Here is a 13,830-nt window from a genome sequence, read left to right as displayed (position 1 = left end):
GTCCGCCCCTCGTGGATCGTCTACCCCTCGTGTTCGACGAACGAGACGCAGTAGCCCTCGGGAGAAATCGTCCCTTCGACGATTGAACACGCCCCCATTCCGTCCCCGTTTTTGTCTTCGATGTAGAACTGACAGTCCGAGCACCGCTGGCCGTCTTTCGGTTCCTCTTGGTAGGAGACGGCGTCTTTGCTGGAGAGGCGTTCGGGGTTTCGCTCGTTCCCACCGATCGAGGTCGCCGTGACGTACTCCTCGGGGACGCCGTCGCCCGCGTCGGCCGTCGTGGGTGCTTCAGTTTCGGTGTCGTCACCATCCCCACCGTCCCCGCCATCGCCGCTGCATCCAGCGAGATTAGCCATCGCCGCGGTGCCGGTTAGCCACACGAAGTGCCGCCGAGTACGCGTTTCGTCAGGCATAGCTAGTGATTACTGATGACACCATAAGTTTCGCATGGCGTTTCTCGCGGTGCCAGAAAATCATGATAATTGATGGCACTTGACACAGAAATGGGGTTCTGAGTCGCTAGTCGTCCGGGCGAATCCGAGCGAGTCGCATCGCGTTGCCCGTCACGCCGAGGGTCATCCCCGCGTCGCCCGCGAGGACGGCCAGCGCGACACTGACGTAGCCGAACGGGACGCCGACAGCGAGGAGTGCTTTGACAGCCAGCGACGCCCAGATGTTCTGTTTGATGACGCTGTTCGCCTGGTGTGAGAGTTCGTACAGGTAGGGGAGCTTCGAGATGTCGTCGGCCATAAGCGCGATGTCGGCCGTCTCCAGCGCCGTGTCGGTCCCGGCGGCACCCATGGCGATGCCGACCGTCGCCGTTGCGAGCGCGGGGGCGTCGTTGATGCCGTCGCCGACCATCGCGACCGACCCGTACTCGTCGAGCAGTCCGTTGACGGACTCGACTTTGTCCTCGGGGAGGAGTCCGGCGCGGAAGTCGTCGACGCCGACCTCGTCGGCGATGGCGCGAGCGGTTCCCTCGTTGTCGCCGGTGAGCATGACCACCGACAGCCCGAACGCCTTGAGTTGCTCGACCGTTTCGCGGGCGTCAGGGCGAATCTCGTCCGCGACAGCGACCATCCCTTCGAGTTCGTCTTCGGTCCCGACGAGGACGACAGTCTTACCCTCGGATTGCAGACGCGGGATAGTGTCTTCGACGAGGTTCAGACAGCCCTGTCTATCACACATCTCCCGTACCTCGTCGGTGAGCGACCCATCCCAGTCGGCGATATGGGTGTGACCGAGGTCGAAGCCGAGTTCCGCGAAGAAGCCGGGTTTCCCGGCGAAGTGCGTGACTCCGTCGAGGTCGGCGCGGACGCCCTTGCCCGTGATGCTCGTGAACTCCGAAATCTCGCGCTCGGCGACGTTTGCGCCGTCGGTATGCGAGACGATTGCCTCGCCGATTGGGTGTTCGCTGCGGCGTTCCAGACCGCGAGCGCACCGGAGCACGTCGTCTTCGGTGTTTCCGTTGAGCGGAACGACGTCGGTGACGGCGAGTTCGCCCTTCGTCAGCGTGCCCGTCTTGTCCATGGCGATGGCTTCGACCGACCCCATCGCTTCGAGGTGCGTGCCACCCTTGATGAGGACGCCGTTTCGGGCCGCCGAGGTGATACCCGAGACGACCGAGGCGGGCGTCGAGATGACGAACGCACACGGGCACGCGAGGACGAGCATGGTGATGCCGTAGACGAACCACGTCGCCCAGTCGAGGCCGAACGCGATGGGCGGCACCGCGGCGACGGTGATTGCGACGACGACCATAAGCGGCGTGTAGTACGACGAAAAGCGCTCGACGAACTGCTCGCGGTCGGTCTTGTTCGCCTGTGCGTCTTCGACCATCGAAATGATGCGCGAGAGCGTGTCGTCGCCCGCCGCGGATTCGACGCGAACGTCCAGCGACCCGGCCTCGTTGACCGTCCCGGCGTACACCTCGTCGCCAGATGTCTTGTCGACCGGCACCGACTCACCGGTAATTGGTGCTTGGTTGACCGCGCTCTCTCCGGCGACGACCGTCCCGTCGAGCGGTATCTTCTCGCCGGGCGCGACCACGACAACGTCGCCAATCTCGACGTCTTCGACCGGAACGACCGTCTCGACGCCGTCGCGTCTGACCGTCGCTTCGTCGGGCGAGAGGTCCATCAGTTCGCGCAGTGAGTCGCGCGTTCGCCCCATCGAGAACTGTTCGAGGAGTTCGGAGACGCTAAACAGGAACGCGAGCGTCGCCGCCTCGAAGTAGAGACTCGTCGGGGGCGAGATGAGACTCGCGGTGACGGCGCTGAGGATAGCCGCCGACATGAGGAAGTCGATGTCGAGACTCCGGTTTCGAGCCGAATAGTAGCCGTTGCGGAGGATGGCCTGCCCGCCGACACCGGCACCGACGAGGTAGAGGACTTCAGCGAGGGTAAAGGAGACGCCGAGGACGGACGCGACGACGAGTTCGAGTCCGAGGAGGTACTCCGCAGTGATACCTGCCGCGAGGAATCCACCACTGGCCCACGTCTTGAGTGCGCGGGTGCTCCGCCAGACACTCTGGGATTCGGCATCGACATCGCTGCCAGCCTCAGCACCACCCAGTTCGTCGGCGTCGGTGCTGGCCACGTCGTAACCCGCGCTTTCGACGGCCGCGACGACGGCCGTGGGGTCAGGGTCGGCGGCGAGGGTGACGACGGCTTTCCCCGAGGTTGGCCGCGTATCGTAGTCGACGACGCCCGAGACGCCGTCGAGCGCGTTTTCGACCTTGCCAGCACACGATGGACAGTCCATCTCCGGAACCGAGAGCGTGAGCGTTCGGGTCGTCGGCTCGTCAGTCACCTCGTATCCAGCGCGCTCGACTCGTGCTCGGATGTCCGCGGCGGATGTCCGCGCTGGGTCGAAGTCGACGACGAGTTGCCCGGCGGTAAACCGCGGGTCGATGTCGTCGATGCCGTCGAGGCGGCGGACGCTCGATTCGACCTTTCCGGCGCACGAGGGGCAGTCCATCTCCGGGACACTGAACTCGGTGCGTTCGAACGAACCGTTCACGCCCGGGTCGTTCATATCGGAGTTGCTTCGTCCGTTCGTGCCGGGCTTGCCCGTGTCGGAATCCGAGTCCGAGTCCGAGTCCGAGTCCGAGTCCGAGTCCGAGTCCGAGTCAGACCGCGGGTCACGACCGCTCGTGTCTGTGGCAGCGTCGCTGGAGACCGAACACGAGTCGCCACAGCCACAATCGTCTGGAGGGACATCGGCCGCGTCCATCTCGTCGTCCGGGACGCGACCGTCGTTTTCGCTCATGGACGGCAGTAGTCACGGGGTAGTTAATAATCCACCTGTTAGAAACCGGCACCCTAGTAAGATTTTTTAATAAAATTCTTCTCTTAGGTTGATAACCACTCAGAGGAATGGCGGTGACGCAGTCGGCAGCGCAACGAGCCAGAGACTCACGATGGTGTAGAATATCATCACCGCGACGAACGGGAACTGGCTCCGAATCGCCTGCATCCGACTCGGGAAGGTGTCGTACGCCTGCGAGTGCGCCACCCAGACGGCCAGCAAATGCCCGAGAAGGACGAACGTGACGTTCAAGCCACCAAACCAGGCAGGGAGCGTGAGAACGACCGGGTTCGCAGGTGGCGACAGCGGCGAGGAGAGCGCACCCGTAAGCATCGGCGACAACGAGACGAAAAAGGCGAAGTAGTGAGCGAGGTGGTAGCCGACGGCGATGGCGAGAAGCGACGGGGCGAACCGCACAGCCAGCGAGCGCGGCGTCTCGAACGTCTCGATTCGTCTGACGGTGATTCGACTCGCGAGCACGTAGAGCCCGAGGAATGCCGCAAATCCGCCGAGATAGAGGACGCCGTAGACGACGAGCGCCGGGAGTCCGGCCTCGACGACGGCCGTGATAGCGGCCGCACCCTGCTCGGTCGTGACGAACCCACTGAACGTGAGTTCCCAGACGAGAACGACGGCGACGGCGACGTCCGCGAGGTCTGTCACCTCGTCGTCGGTGACGAGTCGCATCCCCGGAAGTCGAACCGAGAGACCGTCGTCGTTCCAGCGAATCGGAGCCACACGACCGTAGAACCGGAGAAACACCGAAACCGGGTCAGCGCGGTCGAACCACTCGTCCGTGCCAACGAGAACTGCACCGAGAATCGTGACGAGCGAATAGCCGGCGACGGCCCATGCGAGCAAGTCGGGTTGGCGAGTAACGCCAGCGGCCGTCTCGACCCACACCAACGCAAGTATTCCGGCAACCGCAGGCCACCGTCCGAGTTTCCGAGGGTAGCCGACGAACCCGTTCGGAAGGACAGACGCCACTGTTCGCCACGGATTGACCGCCCGCCACGTGTCGCCGACGAGGTACGTGAACATCGTATACCCGGCGCGGAGACCCGCAAAGGTGATGATGACGGCGAAGTTGAGCGTCGGAGCCTGCGGACCCGTGAATCCGAGGTACACGATGAGACCGAGGAGTACGACGCCGAGGAGGCTCCCGACGACGCCGAGGCCCCGGCGAACGACAGCATCGAGTTCGACGCTCGTCCGCCACGAGTGGACCTGTTCGATAAATCGCCTGTCGGTCACGAAACTCGCAAGCAGGGCCGACGCACCGACTGTGGCACCGCCGGTGGCGAGATAGAGCCACTGCGGAACCGCGAGGTTGTCCTGCGACGCGCCCGCGAGTCCGACAGCACCGTTGCTCGCGGCCACCGGGCCTGCGAGGAGAGACAGGAGACTCGCAAGGAGGACCGAGAGACCGATTCGTCTGAGTGTGGTCGTTCGGCTCATGAAGCAAAGAGGATGAACAGGATGAGGAATCCGAAGTATAACGCGACGAGGACGCCGAGCGCGCGGATTCGGAACGACTTCAACTCGCGCTCCTCGGCGTAGTACGCCTCACGGTACGCTTCGACTTCCTCGGCTGAGAGGTCGTCTGGGTGTCTCGCACCGCGGTGAAGCGTGAGGAGTCGCGCCGACGGATAGGCAGCATCGCACGTCCGACAGACGTGGCGGTCGGACGCCTCGCCGCCGTCGCCGCCGCTGCCGAATGCGCCGCCATCGCCGCCGTCGTTGTCGGTTGCTCCGGCGGTCGAACCGGGAGCGATTCCGTCGTCGGCCGTCGCGTCGGTATCGGACATTCCGTGTTGGTTCGAAGTATCGTCTGGGTAGTTCTGAACGTTTCTGTTGTCTCGTCGGCGTCAGACTTCGAACGACAGGGCTTCGAAGTCGAGGAATGCCGTCTCGTAGCCGTCATGGCGGGCGACCTGCGGTGGGACGTCGATGGAGAGTCGAACCGTGTCACCTGCTTCGACCGATTCGACGGGGAAACCGTAGTGGTATCCGAGTTCGGGGTCGAGCGTCCGGCGGAGTCGGCCTTCGACGACGGTGGTTCCGTCGCGTTCGAGTGTCGCCGCGATGCCCATCATGGGCAGGATGAACTCGTTGTGTGGAGTGCGGGCAGAGACGTAGACGTACGCGCCGTCACTCCCGAATCGTGCCCCGTCGGCGACGACGAAGGCGTCGAAGTACGCGTCGCCGCTGGTCTGTCGTTCGAGGTGGGTTCCGGGGAGCGACTCGATTTCGGGGGCAACCCCCGTCGGCACCCCCATCATCTTCATGGGGGGAACGGCACCGCGGGTACCCGCCTTGTCGTCGAGACGTTCCAGTTTCACCTCGTGGAGGTCATCCGTCGAGAACGTGAACTGGAAATTGGCGGTCTCTGCGGCCTCGAATCGCCCGGAGAACGACCCCGTGCGGTGGAGCGATGTCCCGCCAATTCGAACGCGGGCCTCGTAGTCACCCTCGCCGTCGAGCGTGTAGTTAGAGCCATAGTGCATCCCCATCTGCTGGGAGAGCATCGGGTACGCGAGTTCCTCACTCACGAGGGACCCATCACGAAGGATTTCGATAGAGACCCCGGCATCGAGCGGGAGTACTGTCCCCGTCTCGCGGTCCCACACAGAAGCCATGAGGTGGAGCGAATCGTCCGCCTCGACGACCGTCTTCTGGAAGTCGGTTCCAGCGACCGTCCAGAACCGGTGCGGGTACGAGTAGGTCAACGCAACGTCGTAGGGGCCCGCCGACGACGTCCCGTACATCTTCATCCCTTCTGTGAGTGCAGGGACGTAGACGGCATCAGGACGGTCCTCGACGAGCGGCGGGTCGCGCCACGCAGACTGGCGTTCGAATCCACCAAGACACCCAGCTGTCGCGGTGAGCGCACCGATTCCGAGGGTTTTGAGCGCATCTCGTCGTTTCATGTCGAATGAAAGCCCCGTTCGTACCCGTCGAGGCGACTTGCCTACGCTATCAACCGAGCAGTCATGTGAGTTGTGTTTCACCGACCGCATTCGACCATCGTCAAGAATTTCTCACGCCGTAAGACTGCCCACCACCTATTAATATCGTGTTACTTACCACTCAGTATAATGGGTGACTCGACGCTCGACGCCCTCGACGCACGAGCCATCGCCACTGCCTATCTGGCGTTCGGGTCCGTGGGCATCCTCGGCGGAGAACTCGTACTCGCGAGCGTCTTCGAAACGCCGCTCGTCTCGGCCTCCGCCCTAGCGAAAGGGCTGCTCTTCGTGGTCGTTTCGAGCGTCTTCGTCTGGTTCCTCGTCATTCGAAAGAACCGCCGAATCGCGAGTCACCAAACCTCGGTCGAAGCGTCGCTCAATCGCCTCCAGAGCGTCATCTCGGCGTCTCCGGTTCCGATACTCGCAGTCAACATCAGCGGCCGGGTGACGATATGGAACGACGCGGCGACCCAGACGTTCGGGTGGAAGCGAGACGAAGTCATCGGGGACCCGCTTCCGACCATCGCGAAGGGACAAGAGTCTGAATTCCGAACGGCGCTCGCGCGTTCAATCGAGGAAGACGGCCTCTCGAACGTCGGGGTCAAGCGCCAACGGCGAGACGGAACGATGCGCGATTTTTCGCTGTCTACGGCCCCGATTTCCGACGCCGACGGGACCGTCCGCGAGGTCATCGGTATCTTCGTCGATACGACCGAGCAGAAAGCGCGCGAACGTCGCCTCCGCGAATACGAGATGGCCGTCGAACAGGCGGGTCACGCCATCTACCTGACGAACCCCGATGGAGAGATTACCTACGTCAATCCGGCATTCGAGCGGATTACCGGCTACTCCCGAGAGGAAGCCATCGGTCACACGCCGAAGATACTCAACTCCGGCGAGATGGACGACCAGTACTACTCGCGGCTCTGGCGAACCATCGAATCTGGCGAGACGTGGCAAGAACGAATCGTCGACAAGCGAAAAAACGGAGAGTTCTACACGGCGGCACAGACCATCGCGCCGATTAAGCAGGACGACGAGTGCATCGGGTACGTCGCCATCCAGTCGGACATCACTGAGACGGAGTTGACACAGCAACGACTCAGCGTCCTCAATCGGATGCTCCGCCACAACCTTCGAAACCGGATGAACGTCATCGAGGGGTACGCCGAGATGGTTCGACGCGACACGGACGACCAGATGATCGACGAAGAAGCCGCGGTCATCGTCGACGCGGCGGGGGACCTCTCGTCACTCGCCGAGAAGGCACGAACCGTCGCCGAACTACTCGAATCGGATGGGTACACGGCCGACGCCAAGCGACTCATCGACGATGGAGCTTCGAGCGTCCAATCGCGACACCCCGACTCGACGATACGGGTTACCGTCGAACCGAATCTGTCCGAACACGTCGACAGTCGCGTCGGCGTCGCTATCGAGGAACTCGTCGAAAACGCACTCCAGCACGGCGGCCAGACAGTTCACATCAGCGCATACCGGAGTCCAACGGACGAGTCTCGATTCGTCGTCCGAGTCGAGGACGACGGTCCTGGAATCCCGAAAACCGAGTGGGAGGTAGTCAAACACGGTGAAGAGACGCCACTCAAACACGGTACTGGGATGGGATTGTGGCTCGTTCAGTGGGTCGCCACCAAAGCCGGTGGGAGTATCCGACTCGACACGACAGCCCTCGGCGGGTCAGCGGTGATACTCGAACTCCCGCGGGATGCCGCAGGTGAGGTTGGAACCGACGAAGGTAGTGAAGAATGGGCGGATAGACGCCGAAGAGACTCGTGACGGTAACGAGGATGAAGACACCAACTACGAAGTAGACGAGAAAATAGACAGGTCGAAAGGCGGCAACGGGAGTCTCGACGGGACGTCCGAGTACCGAGTCGGGGAGGCCAGCGAGTTAGGCGTCGAGCAGTTCGACGAGATTTCCTTCCGGGTCCCGTACGAACACGATTCGGGTGCCGCTCTCGGTGGTTTGCGGGTCGCTGGCTGTCTCGACATGTGACGGGAATTGCTCGACTGTGGCGTCAACGTCGTCAACCGAGAGCCCGAGGTGTGTGGCTCCCGGACGGTTGAGTTCGGCTTCGGGAGTCGCCTCTCCTTCGGGGTCGTACTCGACGAGTTCGACCCGGACATCGCCCCCGTCGAGGTGGGCAAATCGACCGGTCGCGTTCGGAACGTCCACGGCAGTCGAGAAGGCCTCACCGGAGACGGAGAACGTGTCGATGACCGACAGACCGAGTACGTCGCGGTAGAATTCGACTGTGCGGTCGAGGTCACGAACCGTGATACCGACGTGATGTGCGATGACGCTGGTCACAGTCACCCTGCGAGCGACTCCCAGATAGGCGCTTCGTTCGCGCGGAGGGCTCGCGCACCGACGAACCGAAACGATAGCGGGAAGGCTCTCTCGTCGGCCACTTATTCACCATTCTCCCGCTCGGGGGGGCTTAGCGGGGCCGTACCGGGGTTCGAACATCTAGGTAGCGCGCATATAACAATCCCCGAACTATTACTACAGAATAGTATGCCAGGGGTTTTCGGCGGAAACGAGGACGCTCCCAGTGCGTCCGTTCTCTCCTCGTCCACATATCGATGGGATATCCACGACGAACACCGGCTGTCTACGGATGTCCCATTCGGCGTCATCCACCACGGCGAACGGGACCCGTCCGGGCACACAATCGTCGAGGACGGGTCTGTCTCGGGTATCGTCTACGGGGTGATTTCCAACGAGGACATCGACTTTACGCCGGACCTCGTTCGGCGGCTACTCGACGCGCCCGGGGACGTGCTGCCGCGACTGAACGGGCCGTTCTCGCTCGCCTGTATGGACCAGTTGTCGGGGAGAACCATCATCGCCACGGACAAGATGGCGACGAGGCCGTTGTACTACACCGTCGACGACCCGTTCGTGTTTGGGTCCGAGCTCTCGGCGGTGGTGCAGGCCGTCGACGACCCGACGCTCGACGAACAAGCAGCCTCCGACATCCTGCTGATGGCGCACGTCTGGGGGGACAAGACACTCGTTCAGGAAGTGAAATCGCTCCGCCCGGCAAGTTACGTCCGCTACGAGAACGGAGAGTGGGAAGAACACCCCTACTGGCAGTTCTCCTTCGGAAGGTACGACGGCGTAGACTTCGTCGAGACCTTCGCGCAAGCCTACGAGGGTGCCGTCAAAGACATCGCACGAACCATCACTGGCCCGACTGGGCTCTGGCTTTCGGGGGGACTCGACAGCCGGATGTTCGCCGCGGCGCTCCACACCGTCGACAAACCGTTCCGGACGTTCACGTACAACCGGCCACTCGGGACAGCAGAATTCGGCCCGTTCCGCACCGACCTCGAAATAGCGAGTGACGTTTCGGAAGCACTCGGCGTCGAACACACGGTGCTGTCACACACTCCCGATGTTATCGTCAATCGAATCGCCGACCTCGTCGACATCAGCGACGGCCTCGTTGGCTGGAATACGATGGTGAACCTATCTGCCGTCTTTGATGTCAAGCCGAACGGGATGGGAGTCATGTGTGAAGGCTCCGGGTCGGCGATACTCTGCGGCGAACACGTTGGTTCGAAACGACTCAGCGGGATGTCATACCCCGGAGACGTACTCTACGACATGCACGCTCTCTGGGACGGTGGGATGGTCAAAAACGTGCTGACAGGCGACGTTGAGCCGAAAGACACGTTTATCGACGAGGTTCGGGCGAGTCCGTACACCGACCGGAATTCACGAATTCTCGGGGTTACCAACATGAACTACACGCCTCGGAAGCACTTCCTTTCGAACAAAATCGCGCGGGCACGGTTCGGAACGCGAGAGCAACTCCCAAACAACCGCCTCCTGGAACTCGCCAGCCAACTGCCCATCGAATACCGGACCCAACCATTCCTGTACAAGGGAAGCCCGATTCCCCACGTTCCGTCGCCGATGAAGTTGAAACTGATGCGGATGCTGGACCGCGACGGGTCGCTGGCGAACATTCCATACGAAGGGACCCAGTTACCGCCGTCGTACCCCTACGCTGCCCACGGTGTTGGGTTTGTGGCGAAAAACGTCGTGCAACGCGGACTCTCGTCGAGCGACATCGGAAGCTGGTACCGAGACAACGACACGTTCCAACGTTACATCGACGGCCTGCTCTGGTCAGCGGGCGACCGCTCACTATTCGACGGCGACGCCATCGTCGACATCAGACAGGAACACATGCGAAAGAAGGCCGACAGACTCGCCTTCCTCGCGCAAGTCACAACCGTCGAACTGTTCATCCAACGGATTCTGGAGCAGTGACAAGGGTTTTAACCCCTTACTCTTCGACGGCGAGAGTTGATTTCGGACGAGTTCGCATGTCAGATACGTTCAGCACGCGGCGGTAGAGCGAGATGAGGTCGTCAGTCACCGTCGCCCACGAGTACTCAGCCTCAACGCGTGACCGGCTCGCGTCGCCCATGCGCCGCGTCGACTCAGAGTCAGTGAGTACGGTTTCGAGCGCGGAGGTGAGTGCATCGACGTCGCCCGGAGGGACGAGCACGCCGTTTTTAGCGTCGACGACCGACGGAATACTACCGACAGTCGTCGAGACGATTGTATTGCCACCAGCCATCGCTTCGAGGATTGCGATGGGTAGCCCTTCGGCGTGCGTCGGGAGGAGGTAGACCGAACCCTCGCTGAGCAATGCTCGTTTTTCGTCTTCGGAGATGTAGCCGACGTACTCCACGCTGTCGTAGTCGGCCGCCAATCTCTCGGCGTGGTGTGAAAGCGGTCCCGTACCAGCTATCGTGGTCTTGAATTGTACCCCCTCGTCGTACAGGCGGGCAATCGCCTCGGTGGCTTCGACGATACCCTTCCGTTCGACGTGGTTCGAGACGAATACCAGATGTTGTGTCTCGCCCAATTCGTGCGAGTCGTACTCGTCGGTTGCGACGGCGTTCGGAATCACGACCAATTTCTCGGGAGCGACGCGAACCGAGAGTACCTGCTTCCAGTAGTCCGAGAGGACGACGACGGCCGCCGCCGCGTCGAACACGACTGACTGGAACCACGCGAGTGGGCCAGTCGCATCCTGAACGAACTCGTCGAACGACGAGCCGTGAACGTGGAGAATCACCGGGCGGTTCCAGACGTACGCCGAGTAGAGCACGTAGAACGACGAGAGATAGAACGAGAAGTAGTGCGACGTGTGGACGTGGACGACGTCGGGGCGCGCTCGGAACGGGAACCGAATCCAGCCAGCGAGAGTGTCGAGGGTACCACGAAGGAACCCGAGCGGTGAGTCCGTCGAGGCAGTCGTGGTACTGTACAGGTCGAGAGAAAGGTGGTCGTCTAACTGCCGCAGTTGCGCAGAGATATACCGTGCGATACCTCCCGACTTTCGGTCCGCAGGCCCGACAATGAGCACGCTAATGGAATCCATTCTATACCCAGTCTTGTCGAGGGAAATCAAAGTAATACGACCCGTAACGGCGTCTGGGGTGTGTTTATCGGCGTCTCTCGGGGTGGTCGTCGTGGTACACACTGGTCCCAATCTCTCGGAACGGGCCGGTCTTGTGTGTGAAAGAGACCGCGTCAGTGTCCCTCTCTATTCGCCGGGACCGTCCGTCTCCGCAGTCGAATACAGCACCTGATAGGACTCGACTTCTCCGTTCGTGTAGACGCGACTGACGCCCTCCTGATTGGGAACCGAATCGAAGTCCTCTGCGGTGAACCGCAGGCCGTTGTACGCGATTAACTCCCTATCCCGGTCCGTCTTCGTGAGTATCAGGTAGTAGAAGTCCTTTTGTGGGAAGTCGTGCTCCCGAACGTCTCGTAATTCCGGGCCCATGTCCTCAGGATAAATCGCCCAACGCAGCCGGTTGTCCAGATTCGCACCTCTGGCGTCGTAGTAGCGCTCAGGACCAGTCCGGAGCGCCGCAAACGCTGCACTGTCGCCAGCGTATTCGAACGTCGTCGCGTGTCCTTCGTACTGTTGCTCGGAGACGTGGCCGGTGGGAAGCGACAGGTACGGTGAGGCGAAGAATGCCGCCATCGAGACCACGAGCGCGACGGTGGCCAAGACGAACACCGCGGACCGAAGCGATCCACCGGCGTTCTTCATCCTCTCACCGAGTTGAACGAAGCCGACAGTGGCGACGACCATCGCGAGGACCATCCCGAATCCGGCGTGGCGGAAGAAGTACCCCTGAGCGCCTCCGAAGTAGTGCGCAACGAAGAACACCGCGAGAGAGACACCAGAGACGGCGAAGAGGGCGACGACAGTATCACTCTTGGTGGTAGGTTTGGCTTGGTCACCGAACTGCGCGTTGGAAGACTCGTGCTGGCTAGACCGGGCACTCAGGTATGACAGCAGTCGCTTTCCGACGACAGCGGCGGCGGCGAGGACGAACACCGTTTTACTGAGGAAGATTTTGAAGAAGAGGGTGACGAGGCCTGTTCCCGCACCTTCTGCCGATTCTGCACGGTCGGCGATTATCTGCCGTCCTGCCTCGTCCGTCCCGTTCAGCATGCCGATGAGAGACTCGGTGAGCGAGGTGGATAAGGCGAAAATCGCGTTGTACTGGATGTTCCAAGCAAGGAATACGACAGTTAGGAAGATGAACTGGCCGTAGACAGGTTTCGACTGAGCGAAGAGCGTCTTCGGGTATCGCCGTCGGGCAACGAACTGCACCAGCGCGACTGTTCCCAGAAGGACGATGACGTTGGCTGCCACCTGCGGGTGGAAAACTATGATAGCCGTACCACCGAAGATAACTCCGAGATCCGTCGACGAGAGGCGACGTGGGAGAGTTGGGTCTGGCCCAGACGACGTGACATGCTTGACGAAGAGAAACAACACGAATGGGAAGAAGAACGTCGCGAGCGAGTACGTGTGGAAGTGGGGTGCCAGCGCCACGTGGTTAACCGGCAAGAATAACAGCGCAGCGACGAGCGCAACACTGGTCGCAGTTCGCGTCGGTAGAATCTCCCGAATTACGAGCACCGAGAACACGACATAACTCACAAGGAGGACCAGAACGACGAGCAGCATCCCGCGTTCGAGTGGCGTCCCGCCGAGTACCGAGAGTACCCCGGAGAAGACGTGCGACGCGGGATAGATATCACTGAAGAACGTCGTCGTTCCGGCAACTAACTCGCGCGCCCAGCCGAGGTGGTTGAGCGCGTCGGTGAGACCGTAGAAAAAATATCCGCGGATGATCGGTAACGCAGGTATCGAGAGGCCAGAGATACCAGTGAGAACGAGCGCTGCGTACCAGGAGATATCGTCCGATGGATGAGAGAGAACCCACACTGCTGAGACCAGTGCGACGCCGACGCCAACCCAAAAGAGGAGTGGCGTCGCCCGGTAGATGTCCACTTCGTATCCATTCGCAGGCGCCGAACGAGCCACCAAAACGGCGGCGATGAATGCGAGATTACCCAGTACCAGCACTATCGTATTCGCGGTTTGGAGGTTGGTACTCGTCTCGAACGAGTACCGGTTCGTGTAGCCCTTCAATACCGACGAAATCAACTGTATCATGTGTGTTTCCTTATCTGTTG

Annotated in this window: 9 protein-coding genes and 1 pseudogene; 2 read left to right on the top strand and 8 right to left on the bottom strand. The window is 61.4% G+C overall.

The window, feature by feature from the left end; all coding sequences use genetic code 11:
• Positions 1-20: 20 nt before the first annotated feature.
• From ACH9L7_RS17435 to ACH9L7_RS17415, 5 genes and pseudogenes are all read right to left on the bottom strand, one after another.
• A complete protein-coding gene (locus tag ACH9L7_RS17435) occupies positions 21-413 on the bottom strand; it encodes a high-potential iron-sulfur protein (RefSeq protein ID WP_396613410.1) in 393 nt (130 codons plus the stop codon).
• A 106-nt stretch (positions 414-519) separates the two neighbouring features.
• Complete coding sequence (locus tag ACH9L7_RS17430; protein ID WP_396613409.1) at positions 520-3,270, bottom strand: heavy metal translocating P-type ATPase; 2,751 nt, start codon at positions 3,268-3,270, stop codon at positions 520-522.
• A 99-nt stretch (positions 3,271-3,369) separates the two neighbouring features.
• Entirely contained in the window at positions 3,370-4,767 is a 1,398-nt protein-coding gene (locus ACH9L7_RS17425) for a hypothetical protein (RefSeq protein ID WP_396613408.1), read from the bottom strand.
• Positions 4,764-4,997: pseudogene (locus ACH9L7_RS17420) on the bottom strand (DNA-binding protein); the annotation flags it as partial. The pseudogene ACH9L7_RS17420 and the gene ACH9L7_RS17425, both read right to left, overlap by 4 nt.
• A 180-nt stretch (positions 4,998-5,177) precedes the next feature.
• The gene (locus tag ACH9L7_RS17415; protein ID WP_396613407.1) at positions 5,178-6,239 is read right to left on the bottom strand and encodes an iron transporter; all 1,062 of its coding nucleotides are present in this window, start codon (positions 6,237-6,239) and stop codon (positions 5,178-5,180) included.
• Positions 6,240-6,407: 168 nt separating this feature from the next.
• Between ACH9L7_RS17415 and ACH9L7_RS17410 the strand changes: the two genes are divergently transcribed.
• A complete protein-coding gene (locus tag ACH9L7_RS17410; protein WP_396613406.1) occupies positions 6,408-8,075 on the top strand; it encodes a PAS domain S-box protein in 1,668 nt (555 codons plus the stop codon).
• Between the two features lie 115 nt (positions 8,076-8,190).
• On the opposite strand, the gene ACH9L7_RS17405 is transcribed toward ACH9L7_RS17410, so the two are convergent.
• Positions 8,191-8,610, bottom strand: coding sequence for a VOC family protein (locus tag ACH9L7_RS17405; protein WP_396613405.1), 420 nt, complete (start codon positions 8,608-8,610; stop codon positions 8,191-8,193).
• 207 nt (positions 8,611-8,817) lie between these two features.
• On the opposite strand from ACH9L7_RS17405, the gene ACH9L7_RS17400 reads away from it, so the two are divergent.
• Positions 8,818-10,584: an asparagine synthase-related protein gene (locus tag ACH9L7_RS17400; RefSeq protein WP_396613404.1), complete on the top strand. Its 1,767-nt coding sequence runs from the start codon at positions 8,818-8,820 to the stop codon at positions 10,582-10,584.
• A 16-nt stretch (positions 10,585-10,600) separates the two neighbouring features.
• On the opposite strand, the gene ACH9L7_RS17395 is transcribed toward ACH9L7_RS17400, so the two are convergent.
• Together ACH9L7_RS17395 and ACH9L7_RS17390 are read right to left on the bottom strand one after the other, a co-directional pair.
• Positions 10,601-11,707, bottom strand: a complete 1,107-nt coding sequence (locus ACH9L7_RS17395) for a glycosyltransferase family 4 protein (RefSeq protein ID WP_396613403.1) — start codon at positions 11,705-11,707, stop codon at positions 10,601-10,603.
• A gap of 165 nt (positions 11,708-11,872) precedes the next feature.
• Entirely contained in the window at positions 11,873-13,810 is a 1,938-nt protein-coding gene (locus ACH9L7_RS17390) for a hypothetical protein (protein ID WP_396613402.1), read from the bottom strand.
• Positions 13,811-13,830: the final 20 nt, after the last annotated feature.

Origin of the sequence: Haloferax sp. S1W (genome assembly GCF_044593955.1) — an archaeon.
Classification (GTDB): Archaea; Halobacteriota; Halobacteria; order Halobacteriales; family Haloferacaceae; genus Haloferax.
The sequence above is the reverse complement of the archived record's forward strand: the minus strand, read 5'-3'. Positions and strand labels throughout refer to the sequence as shown.

Bases quoted from the DNA above. Each gene is read 5' to 3' on its own strand.
- ACH9L7_RS17390 (WP_396613402.1), bottom strand. From the start codon at position 13,810: ATGATACAGTTGATTTCGTCGGTATTGAAGGGCTACACGAACCGGTAC.
- ACH9L7_RS17400 (WP_396613404.1), top strand. From the start codon at position 8,818: ATGCCAGGGGTTTTCGGCGGAAACGAGGACGCTCCCAGTGCGTCCGTT.
- ACH9L7_RS17425 (WP_396613408.1), bottom strand. From the start codon at position 4,767: ATGAGCCGAACGACCACACTCAGACGAATCGGTCTCTCGGTCCTCCTT.
- ACH9L7_RS17430 (WP_396613409.1), bottom strand. From the start codon at position 3,270: ATGAGCGAAAACGACGGTCGCGTCCCGGACGACGAGATGGACGCGGCC.
- ACH9L7_RS17435 (WP_396613410.1), bottom strand. From the start codon at position 413: ATGCCTGACGAAACGCGTACTCGGCGGCACTTCGTGTGGCTAACCGGC.
- ACH9L7_RS17410 (WP_396613406.1), top strand. From the start codon at position 6,408: ATGGGTGACTCGACGCTCGACGCCCTCGACGCACGAGCCATCGCCACT.
- ACH9L7_RS17395 (WP_396613403.1), bottom strand. From the start codon at position 11,707: ATGGATTCCATTAGCGTGCTCATTGTCGGGCCTGCGGACCGAAAGTCG.
- ACH9L7_RS17415 (WP_396613407.1), bottom strand. From the start codon at position 6,239: ATGAAACGACGAGATGCGCTCAAAACCCTCGGAATCGGTGCGCTCACC.